Source organism: Vogesella aquatica (genome assembly GCF_028548455.1).
In the GTDB taxonomy this organism is placed as follows: domain Bacteria; phylum Pseudomonadota; class Gammaproteobacteria; order Burkholderiales; family Chromobacteriaceae; genus Vogesella; species Vogesella aquatica.
Genome location: NZ_JAQQLF010000001.1, coordinates 73,207 through 94,314, shown reverse-complemented (window position 1 = coordinate 94,314; position 21,108 = coordinate 73,207). Strand labels below are relative to the sequence as shown.

Annotated in this window: 19 protein-coding genes; 12 read left to right on the top strand and 7 right to left on the bottom strand. The window is 63.9% G+C overall.

The window, feature by feature from the left end:
- Positions 1-56 precede the first annotated feature (56 nt).
- Complete coding sequence (locus PQU95_RS00440; protein WP_272750184.1) at positions 57-656, top strand: DUF1003 domain-containing protein; 600 nt, start codon at positions 57-59, stop codon at positions 654-656.
- Here the strand turns inward: PQU95_RS00440 and PQU95_RS00435 are convergent.
- Together PQU95_RS00435 and PQU95_RS00430 are read right to left on the bottom strand one after the other, a co-directional pair.
- Complete coding sequence (locus PQU95_RS00435; RefSeq protein WP_272750183.1) at positions 653-988, bottom strand: DOPA 4,5-dioxygenase family protein; 336 nt, start codon at positions 986-988, stop codon at positions 653-655. The two genes, PQU95_RS00440 and PQU95_RS00435, sit on opposite strands and share 4 nt — an antisense overlap.
- Positions 989-1,040: 52 nt before the next feature.
- Entirely contained in the window at positions 1,041-1,181 is a 141-nt protein-coding gene (locus tag PQU95_RS00430) for a hypothetical protein (RefSeq protein ID WP_272750182.1), read from the bottom strand.
- 94 nt (positions 1,182-1,275) lie between these two features.
- On the opposite strand from PQU95_RS00430, the gene PQU95_RS00425 reads away from it, so the two are divergent.
- The 3 genes from PQU95_RS00425 (at position 1,276) to PQU95_RS00415 (ending at position 3,697) form a co-directional block, all read left to right on the top strand.
- Positions 1,276-2,178, top strand: coding sequence for a LysR family transcriptional regulator (locus tag PQU95_RS00425; RefSeq protein ID WP_272750181.1), 903 nt, complete (start codon positions 1,276-1,278; stop codon positions 2,176-2,178).
- 83 nt (positions 2,179-2,261) lie between these two features.
- A complete protein-coding gene (gene rarD / locus PQU95_RS00420) occupies positions 2,262-3,182 on the top strand; it encodes an EamA family transporter RarD (protein ID WP_272750180.1) in 921 nt (306 codons plus the stop codon).
- On the top strand, positions 3,179-3,697 hold the full coding sequence (locus PQU95_RS00415) for a DUF7482 domain-containing protein (protein ID WP_272750179.1): 519 nt from the start codon (positions 3,179-3,181) through the stop codon (positions 3,695-3,697). The genes rarD and PQU95_RS00415 overlap by 4 nt, the downstream gene beginning before the upstream one ends.
- Before the next feature lie 54 nt (positions 3,698-3,751).
- On the opposite strand, the gene PQU95_RS00410 is transcribed toward PQU95_RS00415, so the two are convergent.
- Positions 3,752-3,955: a hypothetical protein gene (locus tag PQU95_RS00410; RefSeq protein WP_272750178.1), complete on the bottom strand. Its 204-nt coding sequence runs from the start codon at positions 3,953-3,955 to the stop codon at positions 3,752-3,754.
- 210 nt (positions 3,956-4,165) lie between these two features.
- Entirely contained in the window at positions 4,166-5,365 is a 1,200-nt protein-coding gene (locus PQU95_RS00405; RefSeq protein ID WP_272750177.1) for a winged helix-turn-helix domain-containing protein, read from the bottom strand.
- A gap of 277 nt (positions 5,366-5,642) precedes the next feature.
- Here PQU95_RS00405 and PQU95_RS00400 point away from each other — a divergent pair, with 277 nt between their 5' ends.
- The gene (locus tag PQU95_RS00400; RefSeq protein ID WP_272750176.1) at positions 5,643-7,508 is read left to right on the top strand and encodes an ABC transporter ATP-binding protein; all 1,866 of its coding nucleotides are present in this window, start codon (positions 5,643-5,645) and stop codon (positions 7,506-7,508) included.
- Positions 7,509-7,826: 318 nt separating this feature from the next.
- Positions 7,827-9,638, top strand: coding sequence for a phosphoenolpyruvate carboxykinase (GTP) (locus PQU95_RS00395; protein WP_272750175.1), 1,812 nt, complete (start codon positions 7,827-7,829; stop codon positions 9,636-9,638).
- 514 nt (positions 9,639-10,152) lie between these two features.
- On the opposite strand, the gene PQU95_RS00390 is transcribed toward PQU95_RS00395, so the two are convergent.
- The gene (locus tag PQU95_RS00390; protein WP_272750174.1) at positions 10,153-11,127 is read right to left on the bottom strand and encodes a quinone oxidoreductase family protein; all 975 of its coding nucleotides are present in this window, start codon (positions 11,125-11,127) and stop codon (positions 10,153-10,155) included.
- A gap of 112 nt (positions 11,128-11,239) precedes the next feature.
- Between PQU95_RS00390 and PQU95_RS00385 the strand changes: the two genes are divergently transcribed.
- Both PQU95_RS00385 and PQU95_RS00380 read left to right on the top strand, forming a co-directional pair.
- A complete protein-coding gene (locus PQU95_RS00385) occupies positions 11,240-11,785 on the top strand; it encodes a heme NO-binding domain-containing protein (protein ID WP_272750173.1) in 546 nt (181 codons plus the stop codon).
- On the top strand, positions 11,782-13,143 hold the full coding sequence (locus tag PQU95_RS00380) for an ATP-binding protein (protein WP_272750172.1): 1,362 nt from the start codon (positions 11,782-11,784) through the stop codon (positions 13,141-13,143). Before PQU95_RS00385 ends, PQU95_RS00380 begins: the two co-directional genes overlap by 4 nt.
- A gap of 7 nt (positions 13,144-13,150) precedes the next feature.
- Here PQU95_RS00380 and PQU95_RS00375 read toward each other — a convergent pair whose 3' ends face one another.
- Both PQU95_RS00375 and PQU95_RS00370 read right to left on the bottom strand, forming a co-directional pair.
- Entirely contained in the window at positions 13,151-13,762 is a 612-nt protein-coding gene (locus tag PQU95_RS00375; RefSeq protein ID WP_272750171.1) for a YqiA/YcfP family alpha/beta fold hydrolase, read from the bottom strand.
- Between the two features lie 65 nt (positions 13,763-13,827).
- The gene (locus tag PQU95_RS00370; RefSeq protein ID WP_272750169.1) at positions 13,828-14,583 is read right to left on the bottom strand and encodes a substrate-binding periplasmic protein; all 756 of its coding nucleotides are present in this window, start codon (positions 14,581-14,583) and stop codon (positions 13,828-13,830) included.
- A gap of 124 nt (positions 14,584-14,707) precedes the next feature.
- On the opposite strand from PQU95_RS00370, the gene metH reads away from it, so the two are divergent.
- The 4 genes from metH (at position 14,708) to yedA (ending at position 20,827) form a co-directional block, all read left to right on the top strand.
- Complete coding sequence (gene metH / locus PQU95_RS00365; protein ID WP_272750168.1) at positions 14,708-18,436, top strand: methionine synthase; 3,729 nt, start codon at positions 14,708-14,710, stop codon at positions 18,434-18,436.
- A gap of 204 nt (positions 18,437-18,640) precedes the next feature.
- Positions 18,641-19,276, top strand: a complete 636-nt coding sequence (locus tag PQU95_RS00360; RefSeq protein ID WP_272750167.1) for a glycoside hydrolase family 75 protein — start codon at positions 18,641-18,643, stop codon at positions 19,274-19,276.
- Between the two features lie 86 nt (positions 19,277-19,362).
- Entirely contained in the window at positions 19,363-19,755 is a 393-nt protein-coding gene (locus PQU95_RS00355) for a DUF2306 domain-containing protein (RefSeq protein ID WP_272750166.1), read from the top strand.
- A gap of 190 nt (positions 19,756-19,945) precedes the next feature.
- Complete coding sequence (yedA, locus tag PQU95_RS00350) at positions 19,946-20,827, top strand: drug/metabolite exporter YedA (protein WP_272750165.1); 882 nt, start codon at positions 19,946-19,948, stop codon at positions 20,825-20,827.
- Positions 20,828-21,108 lie beyond the last annotated feature (281 nt).

Below are 21,108 nucleotides of genomic sequence, written 5' to 3'. Positions count from 1 at the left end.
GTCGGCGGGCGGCGGGGCTGCGGATAATCGTTGCTTACACAGCGGAGGGCGCGGCGATGAATGATCACGGCAAGGATATCCAATACCTGGCAGAACACCTGCTGCATACCGGCGTGAGCGGGCTGGCCAACCGCGAGCTGCAGGCGCTGATGCGCATCTCGCGCAAGCTGCAGTCGGTGCGGCCGGAACAGGCGCTGCCCGACCACGGCCCGACGCTGGGCGAGCGGCTGGCCGACCGCGTGGCCGAGTTTGGCGGCTCGTGGACCTTCATCATGATTTTCGCCAGCTTCCTGTTCGGCTGGGCGTTCATCAACAGCGAGCTGCTGGGCACCAAGGCGTTCGACCCCTACCCGTACATTTTCCTGAACCTGATGCTGTCGATGCTGGCCGCCATCCAGGCACCCATCATCATGATGTCGCAAAACCGCCAGACCGCCCGTGACCGCATGACCATGATCCGCGACTTCGAGGTCAACCTGAAGTCCGAGGCGGCGATCGACAGCCTGCACAAGCGCATGGACCACCTGACCTGGGAAGTGCTGTCCGACCTGGACCTGATCAAGCAGGCGCAGCGCGAACAACTGCGCCAGGCTAATGCAGCTGCGCCGGCGTCGCCGGATAGCGCACCAGCGCAGCCCGACGCCGGCGCCAATTAGGCGCCGCGTAGCGTGTGCAGCTTCAGCGGCAGCGGTTCGCCCAGCCAGCGTGCTGCCGTGGTGTGGCCAGTCACTTCGTTGTCCAGCTCCGGGTGCAGCAGCACCGGCAGGCCGTCGCGGTATTGTTCCAGCAAGGCGGTGACGGCCGGCAGCAGCGCCTCGGCAAAGTCGATCTCGAACATCGGCCGCGTATGCGGGCCCACTTCGCGCCCGATCAGCCGCCCCAGCCAGCAGCCGGCCGGCAGGCGCGGCGCCAGCGTGGCGTGCAGGGTGGCCGCTTGTGCGCTTTGTTCTGGCAGAAAATAAACGTGGGCGTGGTAAATGGTAGTCATTGTGTGCGTGTGATGTGAGTTTGGCGCGATGTTATCGCACCTTGGCCACCTTTTATAGCAGCGTGCGGCGCACGCGTTCGCGCGCGTCGTCCAGCAGGCGTTGCTGGCGGCAGCCCAGGCTGTCGCTGTGGCGGCACAGCGTGTGATAGACCGGGGTAAAGCAATAGGCGAATAGGCGGCGTAGCAGTTTCATGGCATGCTCATTGTTGAATGATTGGCGATGAAGTCAGCTTAATCAGCCACTTGCTGCCGATAAACCCGTTAACGCTCACCATATTGTCAAGCCAATGAAAACAATGCCGCTGCCGGACGACGTGCTGGTGTTCGAGGCGATTGCCCGCCTGGGTAGCCTGACGGCCGCCGCCGAGGCGCTGGGCTGTACCCGCAGCCTGGTCAGCCTGCGGCTGAAGGCGCTGGAAAAGCAGCTGGGCGCGGTGCTGGTATTGCGCACCACGCGTCGGCTTGCGCTGACCGAGGCCGGCCAGCAGCTGCTGCCGCACGCCCGCGCCATGCGCCAGGCGCTGGAGCGCATGCAGCACGCGGTCGATAGCGCGCAGTGTGCGGTGGAAGGCCCGCTGGCGTTGTCGACCTCGGTATCGATGGCGCCGATGCTGGCGCCGTTGCTGGGCGAGCTGGGGCAGCAGCAGCCCGGCTTGCAGCTACGGCTGGACGTGGACAACCGCGTGCAAGACCCCATCGCCGACGTGCTGGATTTCTGCCTGCGCATGCGCAAGGTGCACGACGACTCGCTAGTGGCGCGCCCCGCAGGCTGGGTAGAGGAGGGGCTGTACGCCAGCCCGGCCTTTCTGCAACAACATGGTTGGCCGCAACACCCGGACCAGCTGCTGCAGTATGGCTTGCTCAGCCATGAAAATGGCGAACAGCTGACGCTGGTGCGCGGTGACGATACCTGTGTATTGCAGCCAGGCCCGGCACGTACCCATTCCGGTGCATATATTGTCGCTCTCAGCCTGTGCGTGGCAGGTTATGGTATCAGCGTGCTGCCGCATTACATGGCGGCACCGGCTTGCCGTCGCGGCGAGCTGCAGCACGTGTTGCCGGACTGGCGCGGCGAGCGCTGGCCGGTGTTTCTGGTCTATCCCTACCGCCAGCCGATGCCGCGCAAGTACACGGTGCTGATCGACTTCCTGCTGCCGCGCATCGCCGCCGCACTGGCCGACCAGGCCTGAACCGGCGGCGCTGACGGTGGGCGGTGGCTGGCAGCCAGCCGCCATTTGCGGCACTATCACCGGGTATTCACTCGGGATTCGATATGACTACCCCCCACGCGCCGTCCGGGCGCGGCATTGCGCTGTCGATCAGCGCCTCGTTGCTGTTTTCGCTGTTGCCCGCCTACGTTACCCAGCTGCGGCCGCTGGATGGCCTGGGCATCTTTGCCTGGCGCATCCTGTGCACGCTGCCGGGTGTGTTACTGATCGTGCTGCTCACCGGCAAGCGCCAGGCGTTTGCCGACAGCTGGCAACGCATGTGGCGCCAGCCGCCGCTGCTGGCGGCCGTGGCCGGCATGGCCGCGCTGATGGGGGTACAGCTGTGGCTGTTTTTGTGGGCGCCGCTGCACGGCCAGGTGATGGCGGTGTCGATGGGCTATTTTCTGGCGCCGTTGGTGATGGTATTGGTGGGGCGTCTGCTGTACGGCGAGCGGCTGTACCGGCTGCAGGCCATCGCGGTGGTATTGGCGCTGCTGGGCGTATTGCACGAGCTGTGGCTGACGCGTGCCATCGCCTGGCCCACGCTGCTGGTGGTGCTGGGCTACCCCCCGTATTTTGTGCTGCGCCGCAAGAGCGGGCTGGACCCGGTGTGCGGCTTTGCGCTGGAAATGGCGCTGATGTTCCCGGTGGCGCTGGCCATGCTGCTGTGGCTGGGGCCGGCCGGCTGGGGCGTGCTGGAAGAGGCCCGCTTCTGGTGGCTGCTGCCCGGCCTGGGCATCCTCAGCTCCATCGCGCTGCTGTGCAATATCGCCGCCAGCCACCTGCTGCCGATGGGCTTGTGGGGGCTGCTGGGCTATGTGGAGCCGGCGCTGCTGTTTGTGCTGGCCATCGCCTTTCTGGGCGAGCCGCTGGGGGCGGATGGCCTGCTCACCTATGGCCCGATCTGGGGCGCGATTTTGCTGATTGCCATTCATACCCTGCGCCAGCAGCGCAAGCTGGCGCTTTCACGGCGGGGCCCCGCATGAAAAACCTGTTGTTAGCCGGCTTGCTGGCACTGTGCAGTAGCTGGGCTGTGGCCCAGCCCACGCTGGCGGTACCGGTGCGCCAGGGCTGGTTTGACGGCCAGCCGGTGTGGTACCTCACCACCGACGCCTCGCGCGCGGACGCCGCCATCGACAATGCGGCCAACCTGGTGCCACGGCTGGCCAACGCCTTGCCGCTAAGCCGCCACGAGCCCAACCCGCGCTCGGTGCTGGACCGCATCTACAAGTTTGCCGCCCAGCCCAGCGTGTTGCCGTCCATCCCGCAGCCTTTGGGTGCGGCCAACCATGACCGTGCGTACTCGCCGCTGTGGGACGTGATCATGGTGCACTGGAAGCCGGGGCGTAGCGTGCGCGAGCTGCGCTCGGTGGACGAGGTGCTGGCGGCAGAAGACGCTGGCGATGTGCGGCTGGAGCCGCTGGAGCTGGTGGTGAACTGCCCGGTGCTGCAGGTGGGCCGCCAGGCGCTGCCCGGTATAACGCCACTGCCCTGGCCATAAAAAAAGCCCGGCGCAGGGCCGGGCGGGAATAGAGACGGTTTGCGCTACACAGGATTACTTGGCAGCGGATGCTGCTTTTTTGGCAGCATGCTTGTGGTGTTCTTGCTTGTGGGCGGCTTTCTTGGCGTGCTCGGCCTTTTTGGCCGGAGCCGCTTTGGCAGCCGGGGCGCTGGCAGGGGCTTTGGCATCAGCGGCAAAGCCGGCAACAGAGGTCAGGGCCAGGGTGGCGGCGACGGCCAGGGCGGTCAGTTTTTTCATCATCCATTCCTTTGCTTGGAGAGGGCGCCACACCATGCAGCGTTTCCATGAGCTGCATGATAGGCCGCTGCCCTGGCGCCGTCTGTTAGCGCCGTGTTGCCTGATGTATCGGGCATCAAGCACACGGATACACCGTGTTACCTGCCGCGGCCCATTCGCCATCGAAAGCCGCTTCCGGTGGTGTCTGGCGCAGGGGGACCATGTAAGTTGTTACACAAGCCAGCCATCCGGCACGCGGCCAAAGCGCAATTGCGGCGTGCCGTGCCAGTCGGCGCACTGCTGTAGCGCTTTCAGGATGTCCTGCTGCAGACGTTTGCCGGGTTTGATGCCGGGTTCCAGGTACAGCGCTTTCACCTCGAACACGCCCTGCGCGCGGTGCGCCTTGGCGTCCAGCCGCCCCACCAGTTGGCCGCGTACCAACAGCGGCAGCACAAAGTAGCCGTACTGGCGTTTGGGCGCCGGGGTGTAGCACTCGATGCGGTAATCAAAGCCGAACAGCTGGCTGGCGCGCGCGCGGTGCCACACCACCGGGTCGAACGGCGACAGCACGCTGCAGGCGCTGGCTTTCAGCTGGCCGTCTGCGGCCAACCTTAGCGCGTCTTGCAGGCTGTGGTGCACGTAGCTGTCGCCCTTCAGCCCTTCTACCTGTACCGGCAGCAGCTCGCCGCTGTCGACCAACGGCGCCAGCTCGGTAGCGCTGACCTTGCCGCGCAGCCGGTAGTAGTCGCCCACCCAGCCAGCTTGCACCAGGCCCAGCGCACGGCAGCTGGCGCGTATCATGTCGTGGCGTGCGCTGGCAGGTGTGGGCAGGTGCTGCGCGTCGTCCCAGTGCGGCAATACACGCTCGGCCAGGTCGTACACGCGCTGGAAGTTTTCGCGCTGGCGCACCATCAGCTGGCCGCTGGTGAACAGCACTTCCAGATGGCGTTTTTCCGGCTTCCAGTCCCACCAGCCATTGCCCTTGCCGCCCTGGCGTGCAAAGTCGCGCGAGCGCACCGGGCCGTGCTGGCGGATATGCGCCAGCAGCTGGTCGATGTCGGCGCGGTGTTTGTCCATCCAGCTGACCGAGTACTTCCAGCCCATGGCCGCCGGGTCCAGCATGCGGTGGCGCAGCAGGCGGTAGTCTTCCACCGGCACGAAGCAGGCTTCGTGTGCCCAGTACTCGAACAGCGCACCGTCGGCCAGCAGGCTGTCCAGCCAGGCCGGGTCGTAGTGGCCCAGGCGGCTGTACAGCACCAGATAGGGGCTGCGCGCCACCACGCTGATGGTGTCGATCTGCAGCAGTGCCATGCGGCGGATGGCGGCCAGCACGTCGTCGCGGCTGGCCTTGCGCCGTGGCGGGGTGAGCAGGCCCTGGGCGGCGAGGTGCAGCGCGCGGGCGTTGGCAAGCGACAGGTGGGTGGTGGTCATGGCAATAAAATGACAGGGTGAACAGTGTGTACAGCATAGCCGTTCGCCAGTGCTGCCGGTCAACGGTAGAATGCGGTCGGCCTGTCACGACGGGCAGTTTCTTGTATGGCATTTTCATGCCATGGTGTACCGCCCGGCCAGTATTTGCCGGGTGTCTTGTTCTTTAAGTGCGCCAGCGCAGCGGCAGCCATTGCCGGGTGCGGCGCCACGTGGGCCCATGGCCTTTATACCAACCTGAACCGCGGCGGCGATCCCGCTACGGCAAGGAGCGATCTTTATGCTGTTTTCCTGGTTTGAACGCCGGGTAGATGCCTACCCGGATACCCCCCCGCCACAACCCCCGAAAGGGTTCTTCCCGTTTGTGTGGTCGGCCACCGCCGGCATGCGCGGCCTGATCCTGGGCATGGCGCTACTGACCGCCACCATCGGTGCCTTCGAGGCGCTGCTGTTCTCGATGCTGGGCTCGATTGTGGACTGGCTAAGCCACGTGCCACCGGCGCAGCTGTGGGACAAGGAGCGCGACAACCTGCTGCTCCTGGCCGCCATCCTGCTGGCCAGCCCGCTGCTGATTGCGCTGCAGGCCATGGCCAAATACCAGGGCCTGTTCGGCAACTTCCCCATGCGTTTGCGCTGGCATTTCCACCGCCACCTGCTGAACCAGAGCATGGCCTTTTACCAGGACGAGTTTGCCGGCCGCGTGTCGGCCAAGGTGATGCAGACCGCGCTGGCGGTGCGCGACACGGTGCTGATCATTACCGACATCATGGTGTTTGTGGTGATCTACTTCATCACCATGGTGGCGGTGGTGGGCAGCTTCGATACGGTGTTGCTGTGGCCGTTTCTGGCCTGGCTGGCACTGTACGCAGTGACGCTGCGCTTCTTTGTGCCGCGCCTGGGCCGCGCCGCCAGCCAGCAGGCCGATGCGCGCAGCCTGATGACCGGCCGCATTACCGACGCCTACACCAATATCGCCACGGTGAAGCTGTTCTCGCAGGGCAACCACGAGGCGCGTTTTGCCAAGGGCGCCATGCAGGAGTTCATGCACACCGCCTACCGCCAGATGCGCTTGGTCAGCGGCTTCGAGATTGTTAACCACATCCTCAGCATGGGCCTGATTGCCAGCACCGCCGGTGCCACGCTGTGGCTGTGGAGCCGCGGCGAGGTGGGCGTGGGTGCGGTGGCGGCCGCTACGGCCATGGCGCTGCGCCTGAACGGCGTGTCGCACTGGATCATGTGGGAGATGTCCAGCCTGTTCGAGAACATCGGCACGGTGCAGGACGGCATTACCACGCTGTCGCGCCCGATTGCCATCCACGACGCGCCGGACGCGCGCCCGCTGCAGGTTGGCCGCGGCGAACTGCGTTTCGACAACGTGCGCTTTAGCTACGGCGGCGAAAAAGTGGTGATCGACGGCCTGAACCTGACCATCCGCCCCGGCGAGAAGATCGGCCTGGTGGGGCGCAGCGGTGCCGGCAAGTCCACCATCGTCAACCTGCTGCTGCGCTTTTACGAGCTGGAAAGCGGCCGCATCCTGATCGACGGCCAGGACATCTGCCAGGTCACACAGGACAGCCTGCGCGCGCAGGTGGGCATGGTGACGCAGGATACCTCGCTGCTGCACCGCTCGGTGCGCGACAACCTGTGCTACGGCCGCATGCAGGCCAGCGACGAGGAAATGATCGCGGCGGCGCAAAAGGCCGAGGCGCACGAGTTCATCCTGCAGCTGACCGACCCCAAGGGCCGCACCGGTTACGATGCCCACGTGGGCGAGCGCGGCGTCAAGCTATCCGGTGGCCAGCGCCAGCGCGTGGCCATCGCCCGCGTGATGCTGAAGGACGCGCCCATCCTGCTGCTGGACGAAGCCACCAGCGCGCTGGATTCGGAGGTAGAAGCCGCCATCCAGAGCAGCCTGTACCGGCTGATGGAAGGCAAGACCGTGGTGGCCATCGCCCACCGCCTGTCCACCATCGCCGCCATGGACCGGCTGATCGTGCTGGACAAGGGCCAGGTGGTGGAAGAAGGCAGCCACGAGCAACTGCTGGCCAAAGGTGGCCTGTACGCCCGGCTATGGGCGCACCAGAGCGGCGGTTTCCTGGGTGAGGAAATCGACCCGGAAGAAGAAGCCGCACTGGCGGCCGGCTAAGGTTGGCCGCAAACTGACGATAGCCCCCTTCTGCGGAAGGGGGCTTTTTCTTGCAGCGGGCCTGGCGCAATAAAGTAGTTTTTGCACTACGCATTGTTGTCGATCAGCCAGCTGTTTGCGCTTTTTACGCAACAAAAAGGCGCAGCGCACTAACAAATTATGATGGCGTTTGCGTTAAAACAGACAGGGTTGTACCTGATTGACTACAGCTGCGCGATAATGCCGCAGCCCCCTCAGGGCGGCCTACCAGACCCGCCCGGCCTTCGGGAAGGGGGCGGGTTTTGTCGGCTGCTCTGCCCAACTCATGACGAGGTAGACATGACCCTGCAAGCCCCGAGCTTTGTTCGCCACCAGAAACTGATCGACTGGGTAGCCGAAGTGGCCGCCCTGACCAAACCGGCTGCCATCCACTGGGTAGACGGCTCCGAAGCGGAAAACCAGCAGCTGCTGGCCAAGATGGTGGCCGCCGGCACCCTGACCGCACTGAACCCGGCAAAACGCCCCGATTCCTATGCTGCCTTCTCCGACCCGTCCGACGTGGCGCGCGTGGAAGACCGCACCTTTGTCTGCAGCGCCCGCCGCGAAGACGCCGGCCCCAATAACAACTGGATGGAGCCGGCGCAGATGCGCGGCACGCTGCACGGCCTGTTCGACGGCTGCATGGCCGGCCGCACCCTGTACGTGATCCCGTTCAGCATGGGCCCGCTGGGCTCGCCGATTGCCCACGTGGGTATCGAGCTGACCGACTCGCCGTACGTGGTGGCCTCGATGCGCATCATGACCCGCATGGGTCGTAACGTGTACGAAGTGCTGGGCGAAGACGGCCCCTTCGTGCCCTGTGTGCACAGCGTGGGCGCACCGTTGGCCGCAGGCGAGGCCGACAAGCCGTGGCCGTGCAACCCGGACACCAAATACATCGTGCATTACCCGGAAACCCGCGAGATCTGGTCGTACGGCTCCGGCTACGGCGGCAACGCGCTGCTGGGCAAGAAGTGCTTTGCGCTGCGCATTGCCTCCACCATGGGCCGCGACCAGGGCTGGCTGGCCGAACACATGCTGATCCTGGGCGTGGAAAGCCCGCAAGGCGACAAGCGCTACGTGGCGGCAGCCTTCCCCAGCGCCTGTGGCAAGACCAACTTTGCCATGCTGATTCCACCCAAGACCTACGACGGCTGGAAAGTCACCACCGTGGGCGACGATATTGCCTGGATCAAACCGGCGGCAGATGGCCAGCTGTACGCCATCAACCCGGAAAACGGCTACTTCGGCGTGGCGCCGGGTACCTCGGTGAAGTCCAACCCCAACGCCATGGCGATGCTGAACGAAGGCGTGATCTTTACCAACGTAGCGCTCACCGACGACGGTGACGTGTGGTGGGAAGGCATGAGCAAGGACATCCCGGCGCACCTGACCGACTGGCAGGGCAAGGACTGGACGCCAGACTGTGGCCGTAAGGCCGCACACCCCAACGCGCGCTTTACCGTACCGGCGGCCAAGTGCCCGTCGCTGGACCCGGCGTGGAACGACCCGGCCGGCGTGCCGATTTCGGCCTTCATCTTCGGTGGCCGCCGCTCGTCCACCGTGCCGCTGGTGTTTGAAGCCGCCAGCTGGGAAGACGGCGTGTACATGGCCGCCACCATGGGCTCGGAAACCACCGCTGCGGCGTTTGGCGCGCAGGGCGTTACCCGCCGCGACCCGTTTGCCATGCTGCCGTTCTGCGGCTACCACATGGGCGACTACTTCCAGCACTGGCTGGATATGGCGGGCAAAGTCAGCAAACTGCCACGCATCTTCTGCGTGAACTGGTTCCGTACCGACGCCGACGGCAAGTTCATCTGGCCGGGCTTTGGCGACAATATGCGCGTGCTGGAATGGATAGTTGGCCGCGTACAGGGCACCGCCCAGGCCGAAGACAGCCCGCTGGGCAAGGTGCCGGCCTACGCGCACCTGAACTGGACCGGTCTGGACGGCTTTACCGAGCAGCACTTCCAGCAGCTGATGGTGCTGGACGAAGCTGCCTGGCGCCACGAACTGGCCGCCCACGACGAGTGGTTTGCCAAGCTGGCCGACGCACTGCCGGCCAGCCTGGCAGCCCGCCGCAGCACGCTGGCGGCAGCACTAGGCGTGTAAAACGATGCCTAGCTAAAAAAGCCTGCCATGCCGCTCACTTACGCAAGTGGGCGGTTTTTTTTGAAACTAGCGTTGTGGAAGAGGTGGATGCATTGAATCCGCTACGCGGATGATGCTTGAAGTTGCCGGTTCCGCCCGGCATACGGGCAAAGGGGGCGGGTCGCCGCCCCCTTTGCAATCCCCGCCGACCCGGGGCTGCTCGAAACCCCGTCCAAAATGGCACACCCCGGGCGCCGCCGAACTCGCATCGCTGAGCAAATCAAAGATTTGCACGCAGATCGCTAACGGCTCGGGGCTCAAACAAATCGGCGTCTTGCGCGTGCGAATCTTCGATTCGCTCAGCACAACCCTGGGGCGCACCATTTTGACCGGCTCGCGCCAACGGGGTGGGGCGCGTCACGCATACTCTACCGCTTGACGGTGATGTATATTCGCTTAGCCGAATGGCATCCTGCCGTATGGCAGGCTTTTTTCATGCGGCCTGCGGCCAACCTTGCCGGCTTGGCCGCCTGTTTTACGGTAGCAGGATCAGCGAGCCGGTGGTGTGGCGCGCTTCCAGGTCGCGGTGTGCCTGCGCGGCGTCGGCCAGCGCGTAGCGCGCCGACGGCTGCACCTTCACCGTGCCGTTGGCGACTTGTTCGAATACGGCACCGGCCAGCGCTTCCAGCTCGGCGCGGGTGGCAATGTAATCGTGCAGGCGTGGGCGGGTGAAGAACAGCGAGCCTTTTTGCGCCAGCAGCAGCGGCGAAAAATCCGGTACCGCACCGCTGGCGTTGCCGAAGCTGACGAACATGCCGCGCGGCGCCAGGCTGTTCAGCGACATCTCGAAGGTGTCCTTGCCCACGCTGTCGTACACCACCGGCACACCGGCGCCGCCAGTGAGCTCGCGTACGCGTGCCGGTACGTCTTCCTCACGGTAGTTGATGACGTGGGCGCAGCCCAGCGCACGCGCCAGTGCGGCCTTGTCGGCGCTGCCGACGGTGCCGATCACCGTCACGCCCATCGCCGATAGCCATTGCACGGCAATCTGGCCCACACCACCGGCAGCGGCGTGCCACAGCACGGTCTGGCCAGGCTGTACGCGGTAGGTGTGCAAAATCAGGTAGGCCACGGTCATGCCTTGCAGCATCAGGCAGGCGGCGGTGTCGTCGCTGACGCTGTCCGGCAGCCTCACCAGATGCTGTGCCGGTATCAGGCGCTGCTGGCTGTAGGCGCCTAGCGGCCCGCCGGCGTAGGCCACACGGTCGCCTGCGGCAAGATGGTTTACCCCTTCGCCTACCGCCAGGACGACACCGGCGGCCTCACTACCCAAACCCGAGGGTAGCGGGAGTGGATACAGGCCGCTACGATGGTAGGTATCGATAAAATTTACCCCGATAGCCGTGTGTTGCAACAGCACCTCGCCCGGGCCGGGTTGGCCGGGGATGACATGCTCGGTTTGCAATACATCGGGGCCGCCGCTAATGTCAAAACGGATACGCTGGCTCATGGGCTTCCTTATCGAATAAAGTGGGTGGCTACGCTGTAACGCAAATAGTGCACGAAAGCATGTCTTGGCAGGTTAAACAGATTGTTCAGCGCGGTTCCTGGAAGGGGGGCGTATGAAGGGCGTGGTGTTTACCGAGTTTCTGGGCCTGGTGGAGCAGCAGTTCTCTGCAGATATGGTGGATGACATCATTGACGATGCCCAGCTGCCGCACGGCGGTGCCTATACCGCGGTGGGTACCTACCCCTTTCCCGAGATGGTGGCGCTGATCGTGGCGCTGTCCAGGCGTACGGGGCTGGCGGTACCGGTATTGATTCATGCTTTTGGCCAGCACCTGTTCGGGCGCTTTTTCGTGCTGTACCCGGCCTTTATCAATGCGTGTGACAGTACCATCGGGCTGGTGAGCCATATCGAGCAGGTGATCCACACCGAGGTACGCAAGCTGTACCCCGATGCCGAGCTGCCGTCTTTCGACGTGGAGTCGCATACCGCGCAGCGCCTGAGCGTGGTGTACCGGTCGCCGCGCTGCCTGGCCGACCTGGCGGTGGGCCTGATCGACGGGGCGATAGTGCATTACGGCGAGCAAGGTCATCTGCAACTGACACGGGAGGCGCTGGATGCCGAAGGTACCGCGGTGCGTTTTATCCTGGAAAAAACATGAGTGACACCGAGATTATCCAGCGCCTGGAAAAACGGCTGGCCCGCGAACACGCGGCCCGTCAGGAAGCCGAACGCCTGCTGGAAGCCAAAAGCCTGGAGCTTTATACCACCAACTGCGAACTGGCCGACGCCAAGCACCAGCTGGAAGAAAAAGTAGCCGAGCGCACGCTGGAGCTGAGCCAGGCGCTGGCGCTGGCCGAGGCTGGCGTACGCGCCAAGACCGAGTTCCTGGCGGTGATGAGCCACGAGCTGCGCACGCCGATGAATGGCGTGATGGGGATGGCCGAGCTGCTGGCCGCCACCCCCTTGTCGGCAGCCCAGCGCGAGCTGCTGCACACCCTGCAGGAAAGCGCCGAGGCGCAGATGGTGCTGATCAGCGATATTCTGGATTTGTCGTCTATCGAAAACGGCAATCTTACCCTGCGACGCGACCCGGTCGACATGGTGGCGCTGCTGGACGGTTTGCTGGCGCAGTACCGCATCAGTGCCAACGCCAAAGGGCTGAGCCTGTGGCTGGAGCGCCCTGATAACCTGCCCTGGCTGAAAGGGGATGCCGACCGTTTGCGCCAGGTGCTGGGTAATCTGTTGTCCAATGCGCTGAAGTTTACCGCCGAAGGCCAGATCAGCCTGCGTGTCACGCTGGACAAGCAGCCTGATGGCCATGGTTACTGGCACGTGGCGGTCAGTGATACCGGCATCGGCATGAGCCCGCAGCTGATTGGCCGCCTGTTCCGTACTTTCGAAATGGCCGATAGTTCGCCCACCCGGCGTTACGGTGGCACGGGCGTGGGTCTGGCCATCAGCCGCCGCCTGGCGCAGGCGATGCAGGGTGATATCAGCGTGAGCAGCCAGGTAGGCGAGGGCAGCTGCTTTACGTTTAGCTGGCGCGCCGAAACGGTGGCCGCGCCGGTGCTGGTGCCCAGTAGTACGCTGTCGGCCATCGAGCTGCCTGGCCCGGCGCGCGAGCTGCGGGTGCTGGTGGCAGAAGACAACACCATCAACCAGAAACTGATCGTGAAAATGCTGGAGCGGCTGGGCGTAAGCCGCGTTACCCTGGCAGATGACGGCGTGCAAGCCGTGGCTGTGATGGAAACCGGCAATGTAGACCTGGTGCTGATGGACATGCAGATGCCCAATATGAGCGGCGTAGAGGCGACACAGACCATACGCAGCCAGGATTTGCCGGTGCAGCCGGACATCGTGGCACTGACCGCCAATGCCTTCGAGGAAGACCGCCAGGCCTGCATGGGCGCCGGCATGGATGATTTTCTGACCAAGCCGCTGAAGCTGGACCTGCTGGCCAGCGTGTTGTGCCATGCGGCACGCGGCGACTACGCCAACCAGCGCGACCGTACTTGATATACCGTCAGGCCCGCGAGCTTGCGTGCCCGTCACGGGCATGGTGTGGCGGCAGCTTGCCGGCTATGCCCAGCAGGCCGGGCAGGCATTGCGGCCAACCTTGCAGGCGATGATCGTCGCCATTCAAGACCGTGGTGCGGGCGCCGGCGTAATGGCGTACCGCCTCGCGCCAGTCCAGTACCTCGTCTGCCGTACCCAGTACCAGCCAGTAGTTGGCCGCATGCAGCGTGGGCGGGCGCAGCGCAATCAGCTCGTCCATATGCTGCGGCCCCAGTGTGTAGTGTTCGCCGGTATACGGGTTGTGCAGCGGGCCCATAAAGCGCGCCAGGTCGGCTTCCGGGCGGATGGCCGGGTTGATCAGCACCGCTGGCAGGCCAAAGCGTTCGGCCAGCCAGGTAGCGTAATAGCCGCCCAGCGAGCTGCCTAGCAGCACCAGAGGCTGGTCGATGCTGCTGATCAAGGCCTCGACTTGCGCAATAGCCTGCGCCGGATAGGGCGACAGCTGCGGGCTGCTGAAGCTGGCGTCCGGGGCCAGTGCGTGCAGGTAGGCCTGGGTTTCGCGCGCCTTGAGCGACTGCGGGCCGGACTGGAAACCGTGCAGGTACAGATAGTGGGTCATGGTAAGTCGCGCTACGGGTGGCAAGCCGTCAGCATAGCTGGCCCGTAGCCGGCGTCAACCGCAGGCTAGCCGGTTTTCCAGCGATAGCTTTGCAGGATGCGCTTGGTCTTGCCCTGTTTTTCCAGCAGGGTGATGGCCTGGTTCAGCTGTGCTACCGAGTAGCGGCTGGCGGGCGCCACGGCACAGCGCGTTTGCATCATCGATACTACCCAGGGCTGCATGCGTAGCTGCTGGCCTGCCTGCGGGTTGCGCTTTACCCAGGCGGCCAACTCCAGCTCCGAGCTGACCACGGCGTCGATCATCCCCATTTGCAGTGCTTTCAAACCGGAGTCCAGCTGCGGGTGATCTACCCGTGTGGCACTGTTGTTTTGCCACAGCCGCACCAGTGCCGGGTAGTGATAGCCACGTATCACACCGACGCGCTGCGCGGTCAGGTCCTGGCTGCCATGCACGGAACGCAGGTGGCTGGTGAGGGTTACGACCCGTTCGATCTGCGGGTAGAAGTCTTGCGTCCAGCCCAGCCTGGCGGCGTTGCCAAACCAGGCCGGGTTGGCATTGCACACCACGTCGACCATGCTTTGCTCCAGCGCCGGTTCGATCCGGTTGCGCGACAGCACACTGAAGCGGGCGTTGCTACCTAGCGCCTGGGCCAGCGCCAGGCCCAGATCTTTGGACAGGCTGCTTTCCAGCTGGCGCTGTGCATTCAGCACCACAATCGGGGCGGCATCGGATTCCGCTACGCCTATGTGTAGCGGCGGGGCGGCCTGGGCTGTACTGGCGGCAAGCAGTAGCCAGCCCGGGCGGCAGAACAGCGCAGACATATACAGCTCCCTTGGCATTGTTATGCTCTCTTGTTCTATAGGATGACCCGCTCGGGCCAAAATGCGATGATAAGATTAAGCTCTTGTGTCTACGTAGTTTTACTTAATTAAAGCCGCCTTTGCCATGTCAAAACAGTTATCGCACCCCGCCTACGACCTGCTTTCCCGCCGCATCCTGATTCTGGACGGTGGTATGGGCACCATGATTCAGCAGTACAAGCTGACCGAGGCCCAGTATCGCGGGGAGCGGTTTGCCGACTGGCCGGTAGACGTAAAAGGCAATAACGACCTGCTGGTGCTGACCCAGCCGCAGATCATCGCCGAGATTCACCAAGCTTACCTGGATGCCGGCGCGGACATTATCGAAACCAACAGTTTCAACGCCACCGCCATCGCCATGGCCGACTACGACATGCAGTCGCTGGTGTGGGAGCTGAACCATGCCGCCGCCAAGCTGGTAAAAGACCTGTGCGTGGCGCAGACCGCCGCCACCCCCGACAAGCCGCGTTTCTGTGCCGGGGTGCTGGGGCCTACCAGCCGCACCTGTAGTATCAGCCCGGACGTGAACGATCCCGGCTACCGCAATGTGACCTTTGACGAGCTGGTAGACACCTACACCACCGCCATCGACGGCCTGGTAAAAGGCGGTGCCGATTTCCTGCTGGTGGAAACCATCTTTGATACGCTGAACGCCAAGGCGGCAGTGTTTGCCATCCACAAGTACTTCGACGACCACCCCGACGCCACGCGTTTGCCCATCATGATTTCGGGCACCATTACCGACCAGTCCGGCCGCACGCTGACCGGCCAGACCACCGAAGCCTTCTACAATAGCCTGTCGCACGCCGACGCGCTGAGCTTTGGCCTGAACTGTGCGCTGGGGCCGGACCTGCTGCGCCCGTATGTAGAAGAAATGTCGCGCATTGCGAATACCTTCGTGTCGGTGCACGCCAACGCCGGCCTGCCCAACCCGCTGGCGCCCACCGGTTACGACCTGTTGCCGGAAGACATGGCACCGCAGATCCGCGAGTGGGCCGAGTCGGGCCTGGTCAACATCATCGGCGGCTGTTGCGGCACCACGCCAGGCCACATCAAGGCCATCTACGAGGCGGTGAAAGACCTGCCGCCGCGCCCGCTGCCGCAGATCGAGCCAAAGTGCCGCCTGTCCGGCCTGGAGCCGTTCAATATCGGCGACAAAGACCTGTTCGTGAACGTGGGCGAGCGCACCAACGTGACCGGCTCCAAAGCCTTTGCCAAGCTCATCCTCAACGGTGACTACGCTACCGCGCTGGACGTGGCGCGCCAGCAGGTGGAAAACGGCGCCCAGGTGATAGATATCAATATGGACGAGGGCATGCTGGACGCCCACGCCGCCATGGTGCGCTTTCTGAACCTGATCGCCGCCGAGCCGGATATCGCACGCGTGCCCATCATGATCGACAGCTCCAAGTGGGACGTGATCGAAGCCGGCCTCAAGTGCATCCAGGGCAAGGGCATCGTCAACTCCATCTCGCTGAAAGAGGGCAAGGACAAGTTTGTCGAGCAGGCGCGCCTCTTGCGCCGCTACGGCGCGGCGGTAATCGTGATGGCTTTTGACGAAGCCGGCCAGGCCGATACCTACGCCCGCAAGGTGGAAATCTGCGAAAAAAGCTACCGCATCCTGGTGGACGAGGTGGGCTTCCCGCCGGAAGACATCATCTTCGACCCCAACATCTTTGCTGTGGCCACCGGTATCGAAGAACACGCCCGCTACGGCCTGGACTTTATCGAAGCCACCGGCTGGATCAAGCAGAACCTGCCGCACGCCAAGATATCCGGCGGCGTGTCCAACGTGTCGTTCAGCTTCCGTGGCAATAACAAGGTACGCGAGGCCATCCACGCCGTGTTCCTGTACCACGCCATCCAGCGCGGCATGACCATGGGCATCGTCAACGCCGGCGCGCTGGAGGTGTACGACGAGGTAGACCCGGTGCTGCGCGAGCGCATCGAGGACGTGGTGCTGATGCGCGGCGACGACATCATGGCGGTAACCGAGGCGCTGATCGCGCTGGCGGAAAGCTTCCGTGGCGACGCCAAAGAGGCCAAGGGCGAAGACCTGGCCTGGCGCAGCCAGCCGGTGGAAAAACGCCTGGAACACGCGCTGATCAAGGGTATTACCACCTATATCGTGGAAGATACCGAAGAGGTGCGCCTGAAGTGCGAGCGCCCGATCCACGTGATCGAAGGCCCGCTGATGGACGGCATGAACGTGGTGGGCGACCTGTTTGGCGCCGGCAAGATGTTCCTGCCGCAGGTGGTAAAGTCGGCGCGCGTGATGAAGGCCGCCGTGGCGCACCTGGAGCCGTTCATCGAGGAAGAAAAAATCCGCATGGGCCTGCAGGACGCGCCGGCCAAGGGCGTGATCATCATGGCCACGGTAAAGGGCGACGTGCACGATATCGGCAAGAACATCGTCGGCGTGGTGCTGCGCTGTAACAACTACAAGGTGATCGACCTGGGCGTGATGGTGCCGTGCCAGACCATCCTGGACGCCGCGCGCGAACACAAGGCCGACATTATCGGCCTGTCCGGCCTGATTACCCCCAGCCTGGAAGAAATGGCGCACGTGGCGAAAGAAATGCAGCGCCAGGGCTTCGACGTTCCGCTGCTGATCGGTGGCGCCACCACCAGCCGCGTGCATACCGCGGTGAAGATCGCGCCGCATTACAGCGGCCCGGTGATTTACGTGCCGGACGCCAGCCGCGCGGTGGGGGTGTGTTCCAACCTGCTGTCCGACACCCTGCGCGACGGTTTTGTGCAGGAAGTGGCCGATGACTACGCCAAGGCACGCGCCATTTTCGAAGGCCGTGGCGACGCCAAGCTGCTGCCGCTGGCCAAGGCGCGCGAGGCGCGTCACCGTATCGACTGGGCGGGCTACGTGCCGCCCGCACCAAAATGGCTGGGTGTGCGCCGCTTCGAGCGCTACGACCTGGCCGAGATCGCCCGCTTTATCGACTGGACACCGTTCTTCCAGAGCTGGGAGCTGGCCGGCCGCTTCCCCGCTATCCTGGACGACGAGATCGTCGGCGAATCTGCCCGTGGCCTGTGGGCCGACGCCCAGGCCATGCTACAGCAGATCATCCGCGAGCAATGGCTGCAGGCTAACGCGGTGATCGGCCTGTTCCCGGCGCGCAGCGTGGATGTGGACGATATCGAAATTCTCGACCCCGACACCCGTGCCCCGCTGATGACCTGGGTGGGCCTGCGCCAGCAGCTGGCCAAAGCCACCAAGGACGGCTCTGCGGCCAACCCGGACTGGGCGCTGGCCGACTTTGTCGCCCCGGCCGACAGCGGCGTGCAGGATTACATCGGTACCTTTGCCGTCACCGGCGGCTTGGGCATCGACCCGCACGTGGCGCGCTTCGAGGCGGCCAACGACGACTACAGCGCCATCCTGCTCAAAGCGCTGGCCGACCGCTTTGCCGAAGCCTTTGCCGAGCTGATGCACCATCGCGTGCGTACCGAGTTCTGGGGCTACGCGGCCGATGAAAACCTGGATAACGAGGCACTGATCGACGAGAAGTACGTGGGTATCCGCCCGGCGCCGGGTTACCCGGCCTGCCCGGACCACACGGTGAAGCGCGAGCTGTTCGAGCTGCTGAACGCGCCGGCCATCGGCATGACACTGACCGAAGGCTACGCCATGCTGCCTACCGCGGCGGTGTCCGGCTTCTACTTTAGCCACCCCGATAGCCGCTACTTTGGCGTGGGCAAGATCGCCCGCGACCAGGTGGAAAGCTACGCCGCCCGCCGCGGTGTCAGCGTGCAGCAGGCCGAGCGCGACCTGGCGCCCAACCTGGGTTACAACGCGTAAAAGCTGCGGCCAACGTTGGCCGCACCAGCGCCAAGGGCAAGCCTGCCGGCTTGCCCTTTTGTATGCTTATTGAAACCGTTGGTGATCTGATAGTGGATGCCGGTTTTTCCCAGCAAAGCACGCTTTTCGTTATATAGAAACTGCTACCACGTGCCATCCCGTAAACAGCGGCCCCGCCGGGGCCGCTGTTTACGGGAGAGCGTCATGGACGAACTATTGGGCGTGATTACGGGGGAAGGCTACGAGTGCAAGATCTGGCAAGACGCCAGCCTGCGCGTGTATTTCATGGCGGATGCCGATATCGATGCAGACGGGGCAAATGGTCAGCACGGGGCACCGGCAGCCTACCGCGAAGATGACCAGGGGCTGGAATGGCTGGCCAACGGCGGCATGCGGCGGGTGAATGGCAAGGTGGTGTGCCTGCACGACTGGGCGCGGCAGATTGTGCTGCTGGATACCGATAACGAGCCGCGGGTGTTTCCCGGCGGCATCATTGCGTCTACTACCTGGTACCGCCACCCCGGCATGGCAGCCGATGACCCGGCGGCGTATGTCGATTCGGCTACCGAGCCCTATATCGTGGTGCCGCCATTGGTGATCCAGCGCACGCAGGGCATTGTGCGCGGTTGCCTGGCCCGGGTGAGCTACCAGGGCAAAAGTGTGGACTGCGTAGTGGCAGACCGTGGCCCCAGAAACCTGGCGGGCGAGCTGAGCATTGCCGCGGCCACGCAGCTGGGTATACCCGCCAGCCCCAGGCATGGCGGGGTTGGTACGCCGCAGGTGCTGTACGAGCTGTGGCCCGGTATTGCGGCCCCTGGCTACGAGCTGCAGCCGGCTTAGCGGCCTGCCCTGTCGAACAGGCTGCCCGCCCTATGCTTGGCTGCGGGCTTGCGGCAAGATAGCCAGCCATACTTTCGGGCCCGACCATGTTCGACTATACCCTGCTAGCTTACCTGCACCTGGCAACGGTGCTTCCTGCTTTTGTGCTGGGCACGGCCCTGCTTTGCTGGCGCCAGAAAGGCTCGCCGGCGCATCGGCGCTGGGGGCGGTGCTATATGGTGCTGATGCTGTTGACTGCCTTGTTGTCGCTGGCCATGCCGGCGCGGGTGGGGCCGGCGCTGTTCGGCCATTTCGGCTTTATCCACCTGCTGAGTGTGCTGGTGCTCTATAGCGTACCGCAGGCCTGGCAGGCCGCCAGGCAGGGCAGGGTACGGGCGCATCGCTCGGCCATGGTGAGTCTGTATGCGGGCGGCTTGCTGGTGGCCGGTGCGCTGGCCTGGATGCCTGGGCGCATGCTGCACGGCTGGCTGTTTGGCTAGCCCAGGGTTGGCCTGGGGCCTGGGCTTCGGGGTGCTCGCCATGCGGGGCACGGTTTCGCACCTTGCCGCTTGCCAAGCGCCGCCGCATCAGAAATGGCGTTAACAGGCCCTAGAACAGGCTTTTCAGTTTTCTCCCCTTGTATTCGTCATTTACAGCAGGCATGTTGCGGGTCTACACAGGAAACCCGCCATGACGCTCAGTACCCACCAGCTCAAGCTGCTCGCCGCTTTTTTTGCCCTGTATGTGATCTGGGGCTCGACCTACTTTGCCATCCGTGTCGGGGTAGAGTACTGGCCGCCTTTCATGATGGCCGGCGTGCGTTTTACCGTGGCGGGTGCCTTGATGTACGCCTGGCTGCGCTGGCGCGGCGATGCCAACCCTACGTGGCAGGAGTGGCGCGGGGGCGCCATTCTGGGCGTACTGATGCCGGCTATCGGTAACGGCTTCGTGACGCTGGCGGAGAAGGACGTGTCTTCCGGTGTGGCGGCGCTGGTCGTGGCGACCGTGCCGCTGTTTGCTACGCTGTTTGCCCGTTTTTTTGGCCATGTGCCGCGCAAGATGGAGGTGGCCGGCATCCTGCTGGGTATCGTCGGCATGGTGGTATTGAATATGGGCGCTAACTTGCAGGCCTCGCCTGCCGGTGCCGCTGCCTTGCTGTTTGCCTCGGCCGGCTGGGCGTTTGGCTCGGCGTGGAGCAAGCATCTGGTACAGCCCAAGGGGCTGATGTCCAGCGCGGTGATGATGCTGTCCGGCGGGGTGGCGCTACTGCTGGGCAGTACCGCGGTGGGGGAGCAGCTGGTGGCCACGCCGCCGCTTGCCGGCTGGCTGGCGGTGGCGTACCTGGCGTTTTTCGGCTCCATGGTGGCTTATACCGCCTACCTGTTTCTGCTGAAGAGCGTCAGCGCCGCGGCGGCTACCAGCTACGCCTACGTGAACCCGGTGATTGCCGTTTTGCTGGGGGTGTGGCTGCTGGGCGAGCACGTCGGTGTGCACGAAATGGGGGCCATGGGCATTATTGTATTGGCCGTTGTATTGATAGGCTGGCGCCCCAAGCCACGTGCCGGCGGCTGATATCTGTCGCGCTTCTGCCAAAGCCTGCTTATTGCAGGCTTTTTTTATTGCCTTTTTAATGAGCCAGATTAATACCACTTTATAGTCATAAAAATGCCAATTTTTAACAGTCTTATGGCATTTTGCACTGCAGCGAATCTGGCGGTAGCGGAAAGCAATACATTTCAGGGTGTTGCATTTAGTGCAAATGCGCGGCGAACAAGTAAATTGGTATTGACGTGGTTTTGTAGTGGTATTACTTTTGTAGCTGTGGCGTGTCGAGTTGTGCTTCGGCAGAAAAA

Bases quoted from the DNA above. Each gene is read 5' to 3' on its own strand.
- PQU95_RS00440 (WP_272750184.1), top strand. From the start codon at position 57: ATGAATGATCACGGCAAGGATATCCAATACCTGGCAGAACACCTGCTG.
- PQU95_RS00435 (WP_272750183.1), bottom strand. From the start codon at position 988: ATGACTACCATTTACCACGCCCACGTTTATTTTCTGCCAGAACAAAGC.
- PQU95_RS00430 (WP_272750182.1), bottom strand. From the start codon at position 1,181: ATGAAACTGCTACGCCGCCTATTCGCCTATTGCTTTACCCCGGTCTAT.
- PQU95_RS00425 (WP_272750181.1), top strand. From the start codon at position 1,276: ATGAAAACAATGCCGCTGCCGGACGACGTGCTGGTGTTCGAGGCGATT.
- rarD (WP_272750180.1), top strand. From the start codon at position 2,262: ATGACTACCCCCCACGCGCCGTCCGGGCGCGGCATTGCGCTGTCGATC.
- PQU95_RS00415 (WP_272750179.1), top strand. From the start codon at position 3,179: ATGAAAAACCTGTTGTTAGCCGGCTTGCTGGCACTGTGCAGTAGCTGG.
- PQU95_RS00410 (WP_272750178.1), bottom strand. From the start codon at position 3,955: ATGAAAAAACTGACCGCCCTGGCCGTCGCCGCCACCCTGGCCCTGACC.
- PQU95_RS00405 (WP_272750177.1), bottom strand. From the start codon at position 5,365: ATGACCACCACCCACCTGTCGCTTGCCAACGCCCGCGCGCTGCACCTC.
- PQU95_RS00400 (WP_272750176.1), top strand. From the start codon at position 5,643: ATGCTGTTTTCCTGGTTTGAACGCCGGGTAGATGCCTACCCGGATACC.
- PQU95_RS00395 (WP_272750175.1), top strand. From the start codon at position 7,827: ATGACCCTGCAAGCCCCGAGCTTTGTTCGCCACCAGAAACTGATCGAC.
- PQU95_RS00390 (WP_272750174.1), bottom strand. From the start codon at position 11,127: ATGAGCCAGCGTATCCGTTTTGACATTAGCGGCGGCCCCGATGTATTG.
- PQU95_RS00385 (WP_272750173.1), top strand. From the start codon at position 11,240: ATGAAGGGCGTGGTGTTTACCGAGTTTCTGGGCCTGGTGGAGCAGCAG.
- PQU95_RS00380 (WP_272750172.1), top strand. From the start codon at position 11,782: ATGAGTGACACCGAGATTATCCAGCGCCTGGAAAAACGGCTGGCCCGC.
- PQU95_RS00375 (WP_272750171.1), bottom strand. From the start codon at position 13,762: ATGACCCACTATCTGTACCTGCACGGTTTCCAGTCCGGCCCGCAGTCG.
- PQU95_RS00370 (WP_272750169.1), bottom strand. From the start codon at position 14,583: ATGTCTGCGCTGTTCTGCCGCCCGGGCTGGCTACTGCTTGCCGCCAGT.
- metH (WP_272750168.1), top strand. From the start codon at position 14,708: ATGTCAAAACAGTTATCGCACCCCGCCTACGACCTGCTTTCCCGCCGC.
- PQU95_RS00360 (WP_272750167.1), top strand. From the start codon at position 18,641: ATGGACGAACTATTGGGCGTGATTACGGGGGAAGGCTACGAGTGCAAG.
- PQU95_RS00355 (WP_272750166.1), top strand. From the start codon at position 19,363: ATGTTCGACTATACCCTGCTAGCTTACCTGCACCTGGCAACGGTGCTT.
- yedA (WP_272750165.1), top strand. From the start codon at position 19,946: ATGACGCTCAGTACCCACCAGCTCAAGCTGCTCGCCGCTTTTTTTGCC.